This window comes from Vibrio sp. La 4.2.2, assembly GCF_027586995.1.
In the GTDB taxonomy this organism is placed as follows: domain Bacteria; phylum Pseudomonadota; class Gammaproteobacteria; order Enterobacterales; family Vibrionaceae; genus Vibrio; species Vibrio mediterranei.
Genome location: NZ_JAPPTJ010000016.1, coordinates 1 through 16,860, shown reverse-complemented (window position 1 = coordinate 16,860; position 16,860 = coordinate 1). Strand labels below are relative to the sequence as shown.

Sequence of the window (16,860 nt, the reverse complement as noted above, 5' to 3'; positions counted from 1 at the left end):
AGAGGGTCGTTTTTATAACATTTGGTTATTTGATGATGCCGCGAGCCTTTAAGAGTGCGGTTTTGAAGTCATCCTCTTGGTCTTTCGCCAATCCTGGAATCATTTCGTCTTTCTGGCTATTACGCATTTTTAGATGGTAGATAAGAACATCATCAGTGAGATCTTCAAGCTTACCTTCGTATCCAGCTTCATTGGACAGTTTTATAATAAATTCCAGTAAGTTAAGGTCAGGTTCTTTCTGCCATTCTGGATGTATCAACTCAATGAGTTCGTTAACGCGGTGACACTTCATAACTTTCTCCACAATTTTTATAAGTATTTTTGAGTAAAAGTACCAAAAATCGAGGCTAATACCAATAAGTGAAGGAATTGGACACAAAAAAAAGCGCAGGATAACTGCGCTTTTTATTATGCCGCTTTAACAACTCTGGTTGGAGCTGGTGCCATACGAACACTTTGTTCAACGAGCGTCATTGAAGGAGCGACTTTTTTTGCGATAGGCGCAGAAACAAAACCACTGCGACGACGCGACGCACCACGATTTGAGTACGAAAACCTGACGGGTGTTGGGCGCATTGTTTTACCTAACAAGTCAGGCAATTCCATTGCCAATCTAATGGCCTGATTACTTATGAGAACACCGAAATAACACTCAATGTCACTCTTTTTTGACTTATGCCACTCCAAATAAGTAATCAGGAATAATGATATGCATGCATATCACGCATAGAATACCACCAAGTTTGTGTGGATACGATAGTTTGCAGTGAATTATTGGTTGTTTTTTCCACAATAGATTTGTGCGTTGGATATTTGTTTTCTCGATCATTTTGCGATAAAACGGTAGCACTATCTTGGGATATAAATGGATGTGCGTATGTCTTTTTTTAAGAAAACCTTAGCAAGTTTTGGTATCGGCGCCGCGCGAGTGGATTCTGTTCTTCACCAAGAATATCTCTATCCCGGCGAGACAGCGAAAGTTACGATTCACGTCTACGGTGGTAACACTGCCCAGACTGTGGATAACATCAATATGAGGCTTTGTTGTCGCTATATTGATGAGGTAGCACGTAGTAACCACGACAATAGCAATCAACCGGGCGCACCGAAAAAAAGAGTATCGAAAACCTTTGAGCTGCAAACATGGAAGCTGCCTTACGCATTTACCATTGAGCCAGGAGAAACACGAGACTTTGAGGTTGAGCTTGACGTGCCTTGGAATACTCCAGTGACAATTGGTGATTCTAAAGTATGGTTGGAAACTGGATTGGATATCGCGCTAGCAGCTGATCCAACAGATAAAGATATGCTGACAGTGAGGCCAGACCCATTAGTGGACGGCATATTCTCTGCTTTGGAAGAGCAAGGGTTACGTATTCGTCAGGTTGAGTGCGAAGCGGCAAAGGGCTTTGTTATGCCGTTTGTTCAAGAGTTTGAGTTTGTTCCAACCACAGGGCCTTACCATGGTCGCTGGCGTGAGCTTGAGATCATTGCTTACCGTAGTGAAGATGAACTCAAGTTATGGTTTGAAATCGATAGAAATAAAGAGGGAGTAAAAGGCATGCTCTCAAGTCTCATTGGTTTAGGGCAACTGAAACGAGAAATGCAGATCCCAAGTTCACTGCCTGGTGAAGAAGCGGGTCAGCAAGTTCTGGCTTACTTAGAGCAAACAACCTAATTTCAGCTAACGCATGTTAGCTGAATATGGCATACTCTTTAATCACTATCCTTTTAGAGTATGCCTTAATGTCCTCAGCAACTACTTCCAATTACAGCGCTCGTGAAGAGTGGGCGAACAGCATCTCTCATGGTATTGGAGTGCTGCTGTCCATTGTAGGCTTGATACTACTGCTGCAAAAAGCGCTTGGTGCGAATGCCGATGTTCTCACGATTACTAGTATGAGTCTTTATGGCGCTAGCATGATCACGCTATTTCTGGCCTCAACCTTGTATCACTCTATTGCTAACCCTAACAGTAAACGCTGGCTGAAAACTTTCGACCATTGCGCTATTTTTTTGTTAATAGCGGGTAGCTATACACCGTTTATGCTGGTGAGTCTGAGAACACCACTAGCAATTGGCTTAATGGTTGTTATTTGGGCGCTGGCTGTTATTGGCATCATTATGAAGTTGTTCTTCGTTTATCGCTTTAAACGTGCTTCATTGATTACCTATCTTGTCATGGGGTGGTTATCGGTGATAGTCATCTATCAATTGGCTAAGCATTTAGAGCCTTCAGGCTTAATACTATTGGCATTGGGTGGTGCGATTTACACCTTGGGTGTTGTGTTCTATGCCAATAAGCGGATACCCTATAACCATGCTATTTGGCATCTTTTTGTGCTTGCAGGAGCAGCTTGTCACTTTTTTGCCGTGTACTGGTATGTAGCGCCGGTTTAGCGGCGCCAAAATGCAGGGAAGAAGAGTACTAACAGGGTCAGGATTTCCAAACGGCCCATTAACATACCAAAGCTAAGCAGCCACTTAGCGGCGTCGGGAAGTGGCGCAAAGTTACCTGTTGGGCCAATGATATCGCCCATCCCAGGCCCTACGTTCGCGACTGCGGTGATAGAGCCGGAGATACTGGTAACGGGGTCCAACCCCATAGCACTCAATCCTGCGGCGATAATGATAATAGTCACGAAGAACATCAATACAAATGCGACAACTGAGCGCACGATATCGTCATTGACTGGACGGTTATTGTAGCGTTGAACAAAAACGCCTGACGGATGAATAAGCTTCATCATTTGCTTATTAAGCAAGGTAACAGCTATCTGAAAGCGGAATATTTTGATGCCGCCCGAGGTTGAACCTGAACACGCTCCTACCATCATCATAAACGCAAAAATAACCGAAGGTAGCGGCCCCCAAGCCGTAAAGTCTTCCAGTCCAAAGCCCGTTGTTGTTACAACAGATACGATGTTGAACATGGATACTCGGAATGCATCATTTAGTGCATAGCCATCTTCCCAAAATAGCCACAACGCCACAACGGTGCTCGATACTAAAAACAGATACCCAAAGCCTCGAACCTGAGCGTCCCTAAGCAATATTCTCGGATCGCGTTTTGTTAACGCAGCAACAAACAGTAGGAAAGGTAGCCCGCCTAAGAACATAAAGATGGTACCGACCCAGTGTGCGCCTTCCGAGAAATGGTTCATAGAGCCATCGGAAGTGGAATAGCCGCCCGTTGAAAGTGTAGTGAATGAGTGATTAATTGCATCGAACAGATCCATTCCTGTCACTATATAGCCCAGTAGACAAAGCCCAGTTAATACTAGATAAACCAGTACAATGTTTTTGGCGACCGTTTTGGCTCTCGGGCTGCTTTTATCTGACCAATCTGAAGATTCAGTCTGGAATAGACGCATACCTCCGACATTAAGCATTGGCAGAACGGCAACCGCCATAACAATAAATCCGATACCACCTAACCATTGCAAAATAGAACGCCACAGTAAAATACTGGGAGCCATGTTGTCTAATCCGCTAAGTACCGTCGACCCTGTTGTCGTAATGCCAGACATGGTCTCGAAGTAAGCATCGGTGAAGCTGATATGGTTGATAAAAACAAAAGGGAGCGCGGCAAAGGCACTGGCAATAGTCCAAACCAAGCTAGTGATTAGGAACATATCACGCACACTGAGTTTGAAGTTTTTTGTGCGTCCAAGTGAGAGGCAAACAAAGGCGGCAAAATGGGTAATGACAACCGCTAAGCCAAAATCAAGGAAACCATCGGTACCAGTAAAGAAAGCAACCAATGTTGGGACGTACATAAATAGGGCTAGCTTAGAGAGCACTAACCCTATAACAAAGGAAACAGGACGGGCGTTAACCATTGGAGTGCCTTACAGGAAGAATGCACTTGGTTGGAACAATGCCTCAACGTCAGGCACGTATTTTTTGTCCACGAGGAACATCACTACGTGATCATCTTGCTCAATCACGGTGCGATCATGGGCAATAAGTACTTCTTCACCACGTACAATAGCGCCAATTGTGGTACCTGGTGGTAGTTTTATGTCACCAATGGCTTTGCCAACCACTTTAGATGTGGTTTCGTCACCATGAGCAACTGCTTCGATCGCCTCTGCGGCTCCGCGGCGCAGTGATGAGACGTTTACAATATCGGCACGACGAACGTGGGTAAGTAGAGCGGAAATAGTCGCTTGCTGAGGTGAAATCGCCACGTCTATGGTACCACCCTGCACAAGGTCAACATAAGCCCCACGCTGAATCAGTACCATGACTTTTTTTGCGCCCATTTTCTTCGCCAACATCGCTGACATGATGTTGGTTTCATCTTCATTGGTGAGCGCAATAAATACGTCTACTTGGTCGATGTTCTCTTCGGTTAACAGCTCTTGATCCGCAGCATCACCACAAAAGACGATGGTGTTCTCTAACTCTTCCGACAGCTTTTCGGCACGCTTATAACTGCGCTCGATAAGCTTCACGCTGTAAGTTTGCTCTAGACGCTTAGCAAGACTAGCACCGATATTACCACCACCAACAATCATGATGCGGCGGTATGGCTTTTCGAGTCGTTGTAATTCACTCATTACAGAACGAATGTGATTACTTGCTGCTACGAAGAAGACTTCGTCATCCGCTTCGATAATAGTGGTGCCTTGTGGTCGAATCGGACGCCCTTGACGGAAAATAGCCGCTACTCGAGTATCAATGTGAGGCATATGCTCACGCAAAGTCGACAGTGCATTCCCTACGAGCGGACCACCATAATAGGCTTTGACCGCGACTAAACTTACGCGTTCATCCGCAAAGCTGACGACTTGCAATGCCCCGGGGTATTGGATCAATCGTTCGATATAACTGGTCACCAACTCTTCTGGAGCGATCAGGTGGTCAACAGGGATGGCACCTGAGTTGAACAGACTTTCTTTTTCAATCAGGTATTCACGAGAACGAATTCGAGCGACACGGTTTGGCGTATTGAATAAAGAGAACGCAACTTGGCATGCAGCCATGTTGGTTTCGTCCATATTGGTCACCGCCACTAGCATGTCTGCATCTTGTGCGCCAGCTTCGCGCAATACATCGGGATGGCTAGCGTAGCCATTGACGACTCGCAAATCGTATTTATCTTGCAGCTCCCTTAGACGGTCACCGTTGCGATCGACGATGGTGATATCGTTGTTTTCACCCACAAGGTTCTCTGCGAGTGTGCCACCAACTTGACCTGCTCCAAGAATGATGATTTTCATAACATTGCGCTCTTTTGATAAATTCGACTTAACGAGTCACTAGCATAGCTATCAATAAGTTAGCATTCTACGCCTTTTTTAGCACAGCGTAATAGAAACCATCCATATCTTCTTCTCCAGGAAGAATCTGACGTCCTGGGTTATCGATGTCTGAATCAATAAGCTGTGCGTTATCTGTGCGAGCAAGGAATGCTTTTACCTGCTCTTTGTTTTCTTGTGGTGTGATTGAACAAGTGGCGTACACCAGTGTTCCACCTACTTTTAATTGCTGCCACATAGCGTCGAAGATCTCACGTTGTAGCTCTGCGAGTGCTTCAATGTCATCGGCGCGGCGCAACCATTTGATATCAGGGTGTCTACGAATCACCCCGGTTGCAGAACATGGTGCATCTAATAGAATGCGGTCAAATTGTTCACCTTGCCACCACTCACTTGGTGTTCTTGCATCGCCACATACTACTTTAGCCTGTAGCTGTAGGCGCTTAAGGTTGTCATGAACACGCTTCAATCTGGTTTCATCACAATCAATAGCTACCACTTGGCTGTCTTTAGTACGCTCCAGGATATGTGCAGTCTTGCCTCCGGGAGCGGCGCAACAATCCAAAATCAACTCACCATCTTTAGGCTCTAAGTAGTTGATAGAAAGTTGTGCTGCGGCATCTTGTACCGATACCCAACCTTTATCGAAACCGGGAAGGTTGTTGACATCGCAAGGGGCGGCCAATTTTAGAGCATCCAAGGCTTCAGAGTGAGCGGTGGAATCTATGCCTTCATTTTTGAGTAGTGCTTGATAATCGTCACGATTGAGGTGCTGGTGGTTCACGCGCAGCCACATAGGTGCTTTGGTGTTATTAGCCTCTACAATCGTTTCCCATTGTTGTGGGTAGCTTTCTTGCAGTAGCTTCAGTAACCAACTAGGGTGGCCGTATTTTCCAGCATTGTGGCTGACGGAAATCTCATCTAACTGCTCTTGGTTGCGTTGGTAGTTGCGTAGTACTGCATTGATAAGGCCGCGTAGTCTCGGGCCTTTCAGCGTTTTAGTTGCTTCTACGGTCTCCCCCACCGCTGCATGAGCAGGAATTCGCATGTGGCCAATTTGATAGATGCCGACCAAAATCAGGTGATGAAATACACGTTGTTTGCCTTTTAATGGCTTATCCATTAGCTCGGATGCAACGGACTCCAAACGAGGCAGTATGCGCAGCGCACCAAAGCAAATCTCTTGCAATAAGGCTTGATCTCTAGGTTTTACTTGTTGCTGGCCTAACGGAAGGGCGCTCGATAGAGATTGACCTTTATCAACCACTTGGAAAAGGATATTGGCCGCAGCAGCGCGAACATTCATGTTGGTTACCTAAATTTTTATCGACATTAAAAATAAAATAAGGCCCGCACTCAACGTGCTGGCCCTAACTATCATTGAGCATTTGCGTCTTTAGCTCAGAACGCTACTCACTTCAAACCAGCTGGCTTTAGAATTCAATACATCGCTCACTGGCATGGCTTTTTTGCCCGGTATTTGAATTTGTTCTAACACCAAAGTACCTTGACCGGTTGCGACGTAAATTCCTGTTTTATCAGCCTTAAGAATAGTCCCAGCTACTGATTCTGTCGCATTGTCTTCTACCCGCGATTGCCAAACTTTGATGTTGTTCTCTTCTACAGAGAAGAAGCTCATAGGCCATGGGTTGAAAGCACGAACGCAGCGTTCAATGAATTCTGCTGGCTGATTCCAATCGATCTTCGCTTCATCTTTGCTTAGCTTGCTGGCGTAGTTTGCTTCATCGTCATTTTGCTTTTCTGGCGCAGCATTGCCTGAGGCAATATCAGCAAGACATTCGACTAAGGCTTGTGGGCCAAGCTCTGCCAGCTTATCGTACATGGTCGCACTGGTATCGGTGGCTTCAATAGGTAGTGTGGCAATTTTCAGCATATCACCGGTATCTAGGCCAATATCCATCTGCATAATTGTCACACCGGTTTGTGCATCCCCAGCCCAAATAGAGCGTTGAATAGGTGCAGCACCACGCCAGCGAGGCAGGATTGAACCATGAACATTGATACAACCTAGCTTTGGTGTATCAAGAACTGCTTGTGGCAACAACAGGCCATAAGCGACAACCACCATGATATCGGCATTGAGGTCTTTGAGCTCTTGCTTAGCTTCGTCAGACTTGAAATTGATGGGTTGATAAACCGGAATATCATGCTCAAGGGCAATATTTTTGACCGGACTTGCCGTTAGCTTTTTGCCTCGGCCTGCTGGTCTGTCAGGCTGGGTGTAAACAGCGATAACCTCGTGCTCCGAAGACAATAACGCCGCCAAGTGACGGGCGGCGAAGTCTGGAGTACCGGCAAACACAATACGTAATGATTGGCTCACGGAAACCTCACTTAATATTATTGTTTAGCGTTGAAGCGCTTAATTTTCTCGAGTTTGTCTTTGATGCGTTTACGCTTTAGAGGAGAAAGGTAATCAACAAACAGTTTACCCTCTAAGTGGTCAAGCTCATGCTGTACACAGATAGCCAATAGGTCATCTGCATCAAACGTAAACTCTTCACCATCGCGGTTCAGCGCTTTGACACTCACTTCAGCGGCGCGTGGCACTAGTGCGCGAGCACCAGGGACCGAAAGGCAGCCTTCTTCAATACCATCTTCACCGCGCTTTTCGGTAATTTCTGGGTTGATAAGTACCATCGGTTGGTCGCGAGTATCTGAAATATCAATCACAACAATTCGCTGATGAAAGTCAACTTGCGTTGCTGCAAGGCCAATTCCTTCTTCGTCGTACATGGTTTCAATCATGTCATCGACGACTTTTTGGATTTCCGGCGTTACGGCTTCAACGGGCTTAGCTACCGTTCTTAGGCGATCATCCGGGAAAGTTAATACTTGTAATACAGACATATACACTCAAAATGTTGAACTGTGCCGAATAGGCATGGACTTCGTTGGTTCAATTCTAGACATTTTCGCACCTAAATGACAGCATCCCTTGAAACAAAGCGAAGGATTGCGGTGTATGAAGCAGGGAATATGTCTGTTATTGACTCTTTCATCTCTTTTTTCTATCACCTTATGGGCGTTTCAATCTCACGCTAGCGTAAGCGACTTCCTCAAACCAGATGCGCCTCGACATTATGTTGTTAAGTCTGGCGATACTTTATGGGCAGTTTCAGGGCGATACTTATCCTCTCCTTGGCGCTGGCCAGAGCTTTGGCTACACAACTCTCATATAGCTAATCCTCATAAAATTTACCCGGGAGATACGCTGTTATTAGTCTGGGTAGCAGGGCAACCGCAATTGATAAGGAAAGCGCTAAGGCGCCTTTCTCCAGTGACGGACGTTACGCTAAAACAGCCGTCAAGTTGGTTAAATCCTCGTGCCATTGCTCGTTATAGAGAACAAGAGAGATTGATACTTGCGAGTGAGTTAGCCACTTATCCTAAGATAGTAGGCTCTAGTCGTGGCTTGGATTACATTTCCAATCAAGATGAGGTTTACATTGATTATCAAGGCCATGAGAAAAACTGGGTCATTTATCGAGTGGGGAAGCTTTATCGCAACGATGATGAGCACTTTACTATGAGAGAAATTAAACGACTGGCGACAGCCCGTTTGATGAAACAGGTAAATGATATTGCTGTTTTGCAGTTGACGGATTTTAATCATGAGCTCAAGCGAGGAGACATTGCTATTCCTATCTCCGAGCTAGATCGGGATGAATCATCAACGCTTATTGAGCCAAAAGTAGGACCTAATGTAGAAGATCTTCGCATCGTAGGAATGCTCAATTCTCTGCATTTTGCGGTTCAAGGACATACGGTAGTGTTGAATGCAGGGCAAGACGCTTCTGTTGTTGAAGGCAGCAGCTACATACTAAAAAGGCCCAGTGAAACATTTGTTTATTCCGATGGTCAGCATGGCTTAAGTGGTCGTGACGAGTCTCATGTAGCTATGTCTCAGTTTCCATTAATAGACATAGGGCGCTTGATGGTGATTCACAGTTATCAACGTTTCAGTGTCGCACTGGTTACTGAGTCTCCAGAGCCCATCACCAAGCAAACCATTATTGTGCCACCAAGCAGCGATAGGGCGTATCGTGAGTGACGCTCGCACTCTAGCTTGGTTGCGGCTTTCTCTGTGCCCCGGCATCGGTGCTGTCACGTTCGAAAAGTTACGAGCAATAGATAGTCCGCTCAACATTGTTAGCTATACACCACAGGAACTGGCCTCTATTGGTTTGAAGCCGCATCAAGTGGCGTTTATCCATCATCAATCGATAGCGCTTGCTGAACAGGCCCTCGCTTGGGCGTCGGGAGAGCGTCGCTACATTGTGATTAGTGGCGATAAGGCGTATCCGCCGCTATTGAGCGAAACCAATGGAGCGCCGCCGGTTTTATTTGTTGAGGGGCAGTTATCCTTACTTGCGGCACCTCAAATTGCCATGGTGGGAAGTCGTAATGCTACTTTGGAAGGGCTAGAGATTGCTCGCAGCTATGCCAGTACATTTACAAAGCATGATTACTGCGTGACGAGTGGCTTAGCTTTGGGCATTGACGGTCACGCTCATCAAGGAGCACTGGATGCACAAGGTCCTACTATTGCAGTATTGGGTTCTGGTTTATCGCAAATCTATCCGGCACGTCATAAGTCATTGGCCTCTCGCATTGCGGAGCATGGTGCGTTAGTCAGTGAACATTTACCTTCGGTAAAACCTAGGGCTGAGCACTTCCCGCGTCGTAACCGAATCGTAAGTGGACTGTCTTTAGCTGTATTGGTGGTTGAAGCGACAGAGAAAAGTGGTTCGTTGATTACTGCTAAATACGCGGCTGAGCAAGGGCGAGATGTTTTTGCCATTCCAGGTTCAATTCGCCACCCTTTTCATAGTGGTTGTCACTCGCTGATCAAATTGGGAGCTTGTTTGGTGCAGTCTCCTAATGACCTTCTTAGTGAAATAGAATCTCTCACCAACTGGTCTAAAAAAGTACAACCGACACTTTTTGACCAAGTTATTGATAAAGAAGAATTGCCATTTCCCGATCTGTTGGCTAACGTAGGAATAGAGGCAACACCAGTTGATATTTTAGCGCAAAAGACCCATATTCCTGTGCAAGAGGTCATGCAACAGCTACTAGAGCTCGAGTTATTAGGGCATGTTGTTGCAGTTAACGGTGGTTATATTCTTAAGGGGAGAGGCTAGCTATGATGATGGACATACTGATGTACCTGTTCGAAACCTACGTGCATAGTGATGCAGATCTGCAGGTAGACCAAGACGAACTTGAGGATGAACTGCTACGAGCAGGCTTTAAGCAAAAAGATATTTATAAAGCGTTAGAATGGCTAGAGGATTTAGCCGAATTGCAAAATGCGGATAATCAATCTGCTATTGCTACCAGCGCAGCGACATCGACACGTATTTATACGGCGCAAGAAATGTCACGTATGGATGTGAAAAGCCGTGGCTTGCTGTTGTTCTTGGAGCAGATTGGTGTGTTGACAGCTGAAACTCGTGAAATGGTTATTGATCGTGTTATGGGACTGGAAACCAATGATTTTGAATTGGATGACCTAAAATGGATCATTTTGATGGTTTTGTTCAATGTTCCTGGCAATGAAAACGCGTACACTCTCATGGAAGAACTGATCTACACCGCAGAGAGGGGTGTAGTCCACTAAGCTAAGCCAAATTTGGCGATAAGTTAAGAGACACCCATGAGTGGTAAAATCGATAACCAACTTTTCTCGGCTCATGAACATGCGTTGGATCATGAGCCCTGTCCACAGTGTCATTCAGGCAAGTTGCTACTCAAGAATGGCAAACACGGTCCGTTTCTGGGCTGTGACCAATATCCAAGCTGCGATTATATTAAACCTCTGCATCAAAATGATGGGCATATTATCAAAGAACTTGGTGTCGCTTGTCCCGATTGCGGTTCAGAATTGCTGTTACGTCAAGGACGCTTCGGTATGTTTATTGGGTGCAGCAATTACCCAGATTGCCATTTCATTCAGTCGCCAAATAAACAAGATGAGCCAGAGCAAGAAGCAAAAGATTCCGTTAGCTGTCCTGAGTGCAGCAAAGGGGTGCTAAAAGAGCGTAAATCACGTTTTGGAAAAGTGTTTTTTGCGTGCGATAGTTATCCTAAGTGCAAGTTTGCCGTGAATCATGTTCCGGTTCCCGGAGTGTGTCAACATTGTGGCTACACGTTGCTGGTTGAGAAAAAACGCGCAGCAGGAACGGTGTTGGAATGTGCATCGAGACGATGCCAGAAAGTACAAGAATAAAAAACGGCTCCTAATTGGAGCCGTTTTTTTGTATTTAGGCTAGCTAATACTTACAGCGCAAGCGCTGCGGGTTTGAGAGCAGGGTAGGCTGACTCATCCAGTAAGTCTGCAAGCTGAACGAGTGTTGCTTTTAGCTCGCGTTGACTCGTTGCCGACACATTAATATGCCCCATTTTGCGTCCAGCACGTTTTTCTTTGCCATACCAATGAACATGACATCCAGCCAGAGCGTAAACAGCATCAGGAACGGAGTCTTCACCAAGGATATTAACCATAGAGGTGGCTCTAACGGCTTCCGTGGAACCAAGAGGCATATCGCAAACTGCACGTAGGTGGTTTTCGAACTGACACGTATCGGCACCTTGCTGAGTCCAGTGTCCTGAGTTGTGTACGCGCGGCGCAATTTCATTGACGAGAAGTTGGCCGTTTACATCGAAAAACTCCAGTGCCAATACTCCGACATATTCGAGAGACTCGGCGACAGCGGTAAACATTTGCGCAGCTTGTGCTTGTAGCTCAGGCTCATCGATAGCAGTAGACAGAGTAAGTACTCCGTCAGTGTGTACATTTTCTGCCAGTGGATAAATCGCAATATCACCGTGTTGGTTGCGAGCACCCACAAGCGATACTTCACGTTGGAACGGCACAAACTCTTCAGCCACGATGGCTTGATTATCTGAATCCGCAATACACTGAGCCATTTCAGTCCAGATTTGCTCTATATTTTCTAATGTTTTGAGTCGCCATTGTCCTTTGCCGTCATAGCCGCCTAACGCACTCTTAAGTACCATAGGCAAACCTACGGTGGCGATAGCGGTATCAAGATCGCTACGTTCGGTAATAACCGCATAGGTCGCGTTCTTAACCCCAGCATTATCAAGCAGCGCTTTTTCAATTCGTCTATCACCACCGGCTTTAATCGCTTCTGTTGATGGCAAAAACTTCCCACTTGCTTCACAGGTAGCTAGGACATCGAGGGGAATATGTTCAAATTCTGCAGTAATAACGTCAGCTTGCGATATGGCTTGCTGTAGACCTTGCCCAAGCACTTCCAGAGTTAAGGGGTGCACAATGTTTTCGCTGCGCACATCAAAGGCAGAGATCTTGATATTGAGAGGCGCGCCAGCCAGCGACATCATTCGTGCTAACTGACCTGCACCAAGTACCAATACGTGTTTCATTATTAGTCCTCAGACGGATCTGGGTTAGCAAGAACGGTTTCGGTCTGTTGGCTGCGGAATGCTTCGACTTTCTCCATCACGGCATCATTATGAACACCAATGATTTGCGCTGCTAAGATTCCCGCATTTGCTGCGCCGGCTTCACCAATAGCGAGTGTGCCAACAGCAATGCCTTTTGGCATTTGCACAATAGACAGCAAAGAATCCATGCCTTTTAGTGCTCGGCTCTGTACAGGAACTCCGAGGACAGGAACACTGGTAAATGCTGCCGCCATGCCCGGAAGGTGCGCCGCACCGCCTGCTCCCGCAATAATAACTTTGATGCCACGCTCTTTTGCAGTCGTTGCATAGTCTGCTAATAGTTGAGGCGTACGGTGCGCAGAAACAACCTTGGTTTCATAATCTACACCAAACTGATCAAGCATCTCTGCTGCTAGTTTCATGGTTGGCCAATCTGATTTTGAACCCATAATAATGCCGACTTTCATCCGAAGCTCCTTCAAGGCGTGTGCAAATGGACTAATTTGCGCGCATTATACGAGGATTTTTTTCTAAGGAAAACGTTTGCGTGAGTGATTTTTGTGTTTTTTTCTGGATTCTCATGTCGCTTTTCCGCATAGTGCCGTTGAAATGTAAATTAATTGTTTAGGTTTTAATAAAAGGAAGGCTCGGTGGATAATTTTCAAAGTACAGTTGCCGCACTTAAATCTGGTGAAGTGATTGCTTATCCGACTGAAGGAGTATTTGGTGTCGGTTGTGATCCTGATGATGTCAGTGCCATTGAAAAACTACTGGCAGTGAAACAACGTCCAGTAGAGAAAGGACTGATCCTAATCGCTGCCAACTATGAACAGCTTCGACCTTATGTTGACGAGACTAAGTTGACAGCGACGCAGCTCGAAAGTGTACAAAATACTTGGCCAGGACCTTATACCTGGATTATGCCAGCGAGTGACAGAGTCTCATCATGGCTTAGTGGTGCATTCGATACGATTGCGGTTCGAGTTACCGATCACGAGTTAGTGCAGCTACTTTGCCTTTCTTATGGTAAGCCGATTACCTCGACCAGTGCCAACTTGTCAGGAATGCCTTCCTGCATGACAACCGAAGAAGTCAAATCGCAGCTAGGTGATCGATTGGCGGAAATTCTTGATGGTGAAACTGGCGGTCGTAATAAACCGAGTGAAATTCGAGATGCAAGAACGTTAAAAGTATTGAGACAAGGCTGAGGGTAATTAGATGCAACAAGTGGATAAACATCAGGTCAAAGCTTTTTTATTACAGCTCCAGGATGATATTTGCCAAAAGCTTGAACATGAAGATGATGGTGCAACATTTCAGCAGGATGAATGGCTGCGCGAGCAAGGTGGCGGTGGTCGTAGTCGAGTATTAAAAGATGGTGTGGTCTTCGAGCAAGGTGGTGTTAACTTTTCTCATGTCTTTGGAGACAAAATGCCAGCTTCCGCGACAGCTCACCGACCTGAATTAGCGGGTCGAAAATTTGAAGCAATGGGCGTGTCTTTAGTTATTCATCCTAAAAACCCTTACATTCCAACATCCCATGCCAACGTACGTTTCTTTATTGCTGAAAAAGAGGGTGAGGCACCTATTTGGTGGTTTGGTGGTGGCTTTGACCTTACGCCGTTTTATCCATTTGAAGAAGATTGCCAACACTGGCACCAAGTGGCCAAGGATATTTGTGCGCCATTTGGAGAGCAGGTCTATAACGAACATAAGAAATGGTGTGACGAGTACTTCTTCCTTCCTCATCGTAACGAAACTCGTGGTGTGGGTGGTTTGTTTTTTGACGACCTCAACCAATGGGGTTTCGAGCGCAGCTTTGCCTATATGAAAGCCGTTGGTTCTAGTTATACCGATGCGTATTTACCGATAGTACAGAAACGAAAGCATACAGAATTCGGAGAGAGAGAGCGTCAGTTCCAACTTTATCGACGTGGTCGCTATGTCGAATTTAACTTGGTCTATGACCGAGGTACATTGTTTGGTTTGCAAAGTGGTGGTCGCACGGAGTCTATTTTAATGTCGATGCCACCACTAGCTCGCTGGGAATATAGTTATCAACCAGAAGAAGGCTCACCAGAAAACGAGCTTTACGCGCACTACCTTCAGCCGCGAGACTGGTAAAGCGACAGGCATAGCTTGGCGAATGAGTGTCGAAGTGATAGTGTCGAACTATTCACTTTGGCACGCAGCAGGCAAGGACATGAGCAAGCCCGATCAGTACGTCGTTTTTGGAAACCCCATTTCACAAAGCAAATCTCCTTACATACATACACTCTTCGCACGTCAAACTTCTCAACATATTGAATATGGGCGCTTGCAGCCAGAGGAGGGAGAGTTCACTCAAGCTGCTAGTCAGTTTTTTGCTGATGGTGGTCGAGGCTGCAATATTACTGCGCCATTTAAAGAAGATGCCTTCCAGTTCGCTAGTCGATTAACCGAGCGTGCTGAACTAGCCGGAGCGGTCAACACACTCAAGAAACTGGATGATGGTGAAATCATTGGTGATAACACTGACGGAGAAGGGTTGGTTCAAGACTTGTTGCAGCATCAAGTGCAATTAGCGGGCGCTTCAATTTTAGTTATAGGGGCTGGCGGCGCAGCTCGAGGTGTACTTAAGCCGTTACTTGATCAACAGCCAAGCTCCATAACTATTACTAATCGTACCTATGAAAAAGCTCAACAACTGGCCGAATTGTTTTCGCCTTTTGGAACTATACAAGCAGCGGAAATAAACAGTGTTGGCTGTGCCTATGATGTGGTAATCAATTCGACATCTGCTAGTTTATATAAACAAGTACCAGATATTAGTGATGCGATCTTCGGTGCCAATACTGTCAGCTATGATATGGCTTATGGTCAGGGACTGACGACATTTAACCAGTGGGCAAAAACGTCCGGTGCTCGATGTGTTTATGATGGATTAGGTATGCTGGTGGGACAAGCTGCAGAAAGCTTTTTGTTATGGCGTGGACTAAGACCAGGGACGAAACAAATTCTTAGAGAGCTAAGAAAGAACCTCGAGGCTTAAGTAATGAATCAATCTATTCTATTCTCCGACCAAGTGACGTGGGATGAAGCAACTGGAATGGTTGAGTTTCATGCACACCAGTCGGGTATGCTTATTGTTTGTTTGGTGAGTTTAGAAAAGCTAGCTCAACTCGCCTACCAGAAAGAGGTCTCTAAACAAGAGGCTATACCAATGTTTGACTCTGTTCGCTTTGATATAGAAGAAATAGCAGAAGCTCTCATAGAAGATGAGAGCTTTGATGAGCAAGGTAAGATAGTCATTCGTTAACGAATGGAATGCACCTTGTGCATATAGTCGTTCTTATTCTGAACATAGTTATCAGCTGATTTCTGTAAAAAAGCACGTTCCTTATCCGTAAGAGGTCGTGCTTGTTTTACCGGGCTCCCTACATATAGATAACCACTTTCGAGTCTCTTATTTGGTGGTACCAAACTTCCGGCACCAATCATTACCTCAGACTCAACGATTGCACCATCGAGAATAATGGACCCCATACCGACCAAAACTCGATCTTCAATAATACAGCCATGAAGCATTACTTTATGACCAATGGTTACATCATTACCTATAAGTAACGGATAACCCTCTGGGTTATCGCTGTTCTTGTGAGTAACATGAAGAACACTGTTATCTTGGATATTGGTGCGCTCGCCAATAACGATATGATTCACATCACCCCTAGCAGAAACTAAAGGCCAGATACTGGCGTCTTTTCCTAAACGTACATCTCCAACAATCACGCTCGTCTTATCTATATAGACCGAGTCATCAAGTTGAGGAGAGATGCCTTTATAGCTGCGTATTGAAGTCATAGTGTTCCCTAAGTCGATATTTGTTAGTTAGTTTGGCGCTAATTTAAGGCTATTTATAGGGCTAAAGAGCAAAAAATAATCATCCAAACAAAAAAACAGAAAAAAATGCATTTTGGGTATTGCCAAGAAGATTTCGATCTCTATAATGCCCCCTCGCTGACACGGGAACGCAGACGAAAGTTCGCACCCAGTCAGAAGGCCTCAAGGTTCTAAGAAGCTTAGCAAAATAAGTTGAAAAAAGTGGTTGACACGACAACTTATCTCGCTAAAATGGCCGTCCGTTTTGAGCGAA

General features: G+C 45.6%; 20 protein-coding genes. 10 read left to right on the top strand and 10 right to left on the bottom strand.

Annotated features, from left to right (window positions below; all coding sequences use genetic code 11):
• Positions 1 to 25: 25 nt before the first annotated feature.
• On the bottom strand, positions 26 to 292 hold the full coding sequence (locus tag OH456_RS23965) for a YihD family protein (RefSeq protein WP_006073010.1): 267 nt from the start codon (positions 290 to 292) through the stop codon (positions 26 to 28).
• Between the two features lie 116 nt (positions 293 to 408).
• Positions 409 to 606, bottom strand: coding sequence for a hypothetical protein (locus tag OH456_RS23960; RefSeq protein ID WP_270034372.1), 198 nt, complete (start codon positions 604 to 606; stop codon positions 409 to 411).
• Positions 607 to 877: 271 nt separating this feature from the next.
• On the opposite strand from OH456_RS23960, the gene OH456_RS23955 reads away from it, so the two are divergent.
• Both OH456_RS23955 and trhA read left to right on the top strand, forming a co-directional pair.
• A complete protein-coding gene (locus OH456_RS23955; RefSeq protein ID WP_270034362.1) occupies positions 878 to 1,678 on the top strand; it encodes a sporulation protein in 801 nt (266 codons plus the stop codon).
• A gap of 68 nt (positions 1,679 to 1,746) precedes the next feature.
• Positions 1,747 to 2,400 (top strand): PAQR family membrane homeostasis protein TrhA, encoded by a 654-nt coding sequence (gene trhA, locus OH456_RS23950; RefSeq protein WP_124940459.1) that lies wholly within the window; start codon positions 1,747 to 1,749, stop codon positions 2,398 to 2,400.
• On the opposite strand, the gene OH456_RS23945 is transcribed toward trhA, so the two are convergent.
• The 5 genes from OH456_RS23945 to def all read right to left on the bottom strand — a co-directional run bounded on the left by OH456_RS23945 (position 2,397) and on the right by def (position 8,138).
• Positions 2,397 to 3,842 carry a TrkH family potassium uptake protein gene (locus tag OH456_RS23945; RefSeq protein WP_270034360.1) on the bottom strand — a complete coding sequence of 482 codons (1,446 nt, stop codon included), beginning with the start codon at positions 3,840 to 3,842 and terminating at the stop codon, positions 2,397 to 2,399. The two genes, trhA and OH456_RS23945, sit on opposite strands and share 4 nt — an antisense overlap.
• Before the next feature lie 9 nt (positions 3,843 to 3,851).
• Positions 3,852 to 5,228 carry a Trk system potassium transporter TrkA gene (gene trkA, locus OH456_RS23940; protein WP_006073005.1) on the bottom strand — a complete coding sequence of 459 codons (1,377 nt, stop codon included), beginning with the start codon at positions 5,226 to 5,228 and terminating at the stop codon, positions 3,852 to 3,854.
• 67 nt (positions 5,229 to 5,295) lie between these two features.
• Positions 5,296 to 6,573 carry a 16S rRNA (cytosine(967)-C(5))-methyltransferase RsmB gene (rsmB, locus tag OH456_RS23935; protein WP_062463686.1) on the bottom strand — a complete coding sequence of 426 codons (1,278 nt, stop codon included), beginning with the start codon at positions 6,571 to 6,573 and terminating at the stop codon, positions 5,296 to 5,298.
• Between the two features lie 90 nt (positions 6,574 to 6,663).
• The gene (gene fmt / locus OH456_RS23930) at positions 6,664 to 7,611 is read right to left on the bottom strand and encodes a methionyl-tRNA formyltransferase (RefSeq protein WP_270034359.1); all 948 of its coding nucleotides are present in this window, start codon (positions 7,609 to 7,611) and stop codon (positions 6,664 to 6,666) included.
• A gap of 17 nt (positions 7,612 to 7,628) precedes the next feature.
• Complete coding sequence (gene def, locus OH456_RS23925) at positions 7,629 to 8,138, bottom strand: peptide deformylase (RefSeq protein WP_006073002.1); 510 nt, start codon at positions 8,136 to 8,138, stop codon at positions 7,629 to 7,631.
• A 115-nt stretch (positions 8,139 to 8,253) separates the two neighbouring features.
• Here def and OH456_RS23920 point away from each other — a divergent pair, with 115 nt between their 5' ends.
• Genes OH456_RS23920 through OH456_RS23905 form a run of 4 tightly spaced genes read left to right on the top strand, consistent with a single transcriptional unit; the run spans position 8,254 to position 11,523 of the window.
• A complete protein-coding gene (locus OH456_RS23920; RefSeq protein WP_270034358.1) occupies positions 8,254 to 9,342 on the top strand; it encodes a LysM peptidoglycan-binding domain-containing protein in 1,089 nt (362 codons plus the stop codon).
• Positions 9,335 to 10,435: a DNA-processing protein DprA gene (gene dprA / locus OH456_RS23915; RefSeq protein WP_270034357.1), complete on the top strand. Its 1,101-nt coding sequence runs from the start codon at positions 9,335 to 9,337 to the stop codon at positions 10,433 to 10,435. The genes OH456_RS23920 and dprA overlap by 8 nt, the downstream gene beginning before the upstream one ends.
• A 2-nt stretch (positions 10,436 to 10,437) precedes the next feature.
• Positions 10,438 to 10,914, top strand: a complete 477-nt coding sequence (locus OH456_RS23910; RefSeq protein WP_006072999.1) for a DUF494 family protein — start codon at positions 10,438 to 10,440, stop codon at positions 10,912 to 10,914.
• A 36-nt stretch (positions 10,915 to 10,950) separates the two neighbouring features.
• Positions 10,951 to 11,523: a DNA topoisomerase family protein gene (locus OH456_RS23905; protein ID WP_062463693.1), complete on the top strand. Its 573-nt coding sequence runs from the start codon at positions 10,951 to 10,953 to the stop codon at positions 11,521 to 11,523.
• A 50-nt stretch (positions 11,524 to 11,573) separates the two neighbouring features.
• Here OH456_RS23905 and OH456_RS23900 read toward each other — a convergent pair whose 3' ends face one another.
• Both OH456_RS23900 and purE read right to left on the bottom strand, forming a co-directional pair.
• Positions 11,574 to 12,704, bottom strand: coding sequence for a 5-(carboxyamino)imidazole ribonucleotide synthase (locus OH456_RS23900; RefSeq protein ID WP_171390087.1), 1,131 nt, complete (start codon positions 12,702 to 12,704; stop codon positions 11,574 to 11,576).
• Positions 12,705 to 12,706: 2 nt separating this feature from the next.
• Entirely contained in the window at positions 12,707 to 13,192 is a 486-nt protein-coding gene (purE, locus tag OH456_RS23895) for a 5-(carboxyamino)imidazole ribonucleotide mutase (RefSeq protein ID WP_006072996.1), read from the bottom strand.
• A gap of 183 nt (positions 13,193 to 13,375) precedes the next feature.
• Here purE and OH456_RS23890 point away from each other — a divergent pair, with 183 nt between their 5' ends.
• From OH456_RS23890 to OH456_RS23875, 4 genes are all read left to right on the top strand, one after another.
• Positions 13,376 to 13,933 (top strand): L-threonylcarbamoyladenylate synthase, encoded by a 558-nt coding sequence (locus tag OH456_RS23890; RefSeq protein WP_171390088.1) that lies wholly within the window; start codon positions 13,376 to 13,378, stop codon positions 13,931 to 13,933.
• Between the two features lie 10 nt (positions 13,934 to 13,943).
• Complete coding sequence (gene hemF, locus OH456_RS23885; RefSeq protein WP_270034356.1) at positions 13,944 to 14,849, top strand: oxygen-dependent coproporphyrinogen oxidase; 906 nt, start codon at positions 13,944 to 13,946, stop codon at positions 14,847 to 14,849.
• Between the two features lie 79 nt (positions 14,850 to 14,928).
• Positions 14,929 to 15,756 (top strand): shikimate dehydrogenase, encoded by an 828-nt coding sequence (gene aroE, locus OH456_RS23880; RefSeq protein ID WP_038222701.1) that lies wholly within the window; start codon positions 14,929 to 14,931, stop codon positions 15,754 to 15,756.
• Between the two features lie 3 nt (positions 15,757 to 15,759).
• A complete protein-coding gene (locus OH456_RS23875; RefSeq protein ID WP_038224116.1) occupies positions 15,760 to 16,023 on the top strand; it encodes a DUF1488 domain-containing protein in 264 nt (87 codons plus the stop codon).
• Here OH456_RS23875 and OH456_RS23870 read toward each other — a convergent pair.
• Complete coding sequence (locus OH456_RS23870) at positions 16,020 to 16,568, bottom strand: gamma carbonic anhydrase family protein (protein ID WP_006072990.1); 549 nt, start codon at positions 16,566 to 16,568, stop codon at positions 16,020 to 16,022. The two genes, OH456_RS23875 and OH456_RS23870, sit on opposite strands and share 4 nt — an antisense overlap.
• Positions 16,569 to 16,860: the final 292 nt, after the last annotated feature.

Bases quoted from the DNA above. Each gene is read 5' to 3' on its own strand.
- OH456_RS23900 (WP_171390087.1), bottom strand. From the start codon at position 12,704: ATGAAACACGTATTGGTACTTGGTGCAGGTCAGTTAGCACGAATGATG.
- OH456_RS23945 (WP_270034360.1), bottom strand. From the start codon at position 3,842: ATGGTTAACGCCCGTCCTGTTTCCTTTGTTATAGGGTTAGTGCTCTCT.
- OH456_RS23910 (WP_006072999.1), top strand. From the start codon at position 10,438: ATGATGATGGACATACTGATGTACCTGTTCGAAACCTACGTGCATAGT.
- OH456_RS23875 (WP_038224116.1), top strand. From the start codon at position 15,760: ATGAATCAATCTATTCTATTCTCCGACCAAGTGACGTGGGATGAAGCA.
- OH456_RS23870 (WP_006072990.1), bottom strand. From the start codon at position 16,568: ATGACTTCAATACGCAGCTATAAAGGCATCTCTCCTCAACTTGATGAC.
- def (WP_006073002.1), bottom strand. From the start codon at position 8,138: ATGTCTGTATTACAAGTATTAACTTTCCCGGATGATCGCCTAAGAACG.
- OH456_RS23960 (WP_270034372.1), bottom strand. From the start codon at position 606: ATGGAATTGCCTGACTTGTTAGGTAAAACAATGCGCCCAACACCCGTC.
- OH456_RS23955 (WP_270034362.1), top strand. From the start codon at position 878: ATGTCTTTTTTTAAGAAAACCTTAGCAAGTTTTGGTATCGGCGCCGCG.
- aroE (WP_038222701.1), top strand. From the start codon at position 14,929: ATGAGCAAGCCCGATCAGTACGTCGTTTTTGGAAACCCCATTTCACAA.
- OH456_RS23905 (WP_062463693.1), top strand. From the start codon at position 10,951: ATGAGTGGTAAAATCGATAACCAACTTTTCTCGGCTCATGAACATGCG.
- purE (WP_006072996.1), bottom strand. From the start codon at position 13,192: ATGAAAGTCGGCATTATTATGGGTTCAAAATCAGATTGGCCAACCATG.
- trhA (WP_124940459.1), top strand. From the start codon at position 1,747: ATGTCCTCAGCAACTACTTCCAATTACAGCGCTCGTGAAGAGTGGGCG.
- OH456_RS23965 (WP_006073010.1), bottom strand. From the start codon at position 292: ATGAAGTGTCACCGCGTTAACGAACTCATTGAGTTGATACATCCAGAA.
- rsmB (WP_062463686.1), bottom strand. From the start codon at position 6,573: ATGAATGTTCGCGCTGCTGCGGCCAATATCCTTTTCCAAGTGGTTGAT.
- trkA (WP_006073005.1), bottom strand. From the start codon at position 5,228: ATGAAAATCATCATTCTTGGAGCAGGTCAAGTTGGTGGCACACTCGCA.
- hemF (WP_270034356.1), top strand. From the start codon at position 13,944: ATGCAACAAGTGGATAAACATCAGGTCAAAGCTTTTTTATTACAGCTC.
- OH456_RS23920 (WP_270034358.1), top strand. From the start codon at position 8,254: ATGAAGCAGGGAATATGTCTGTTATTGACTCTTTCATCTCTTTTTTCT.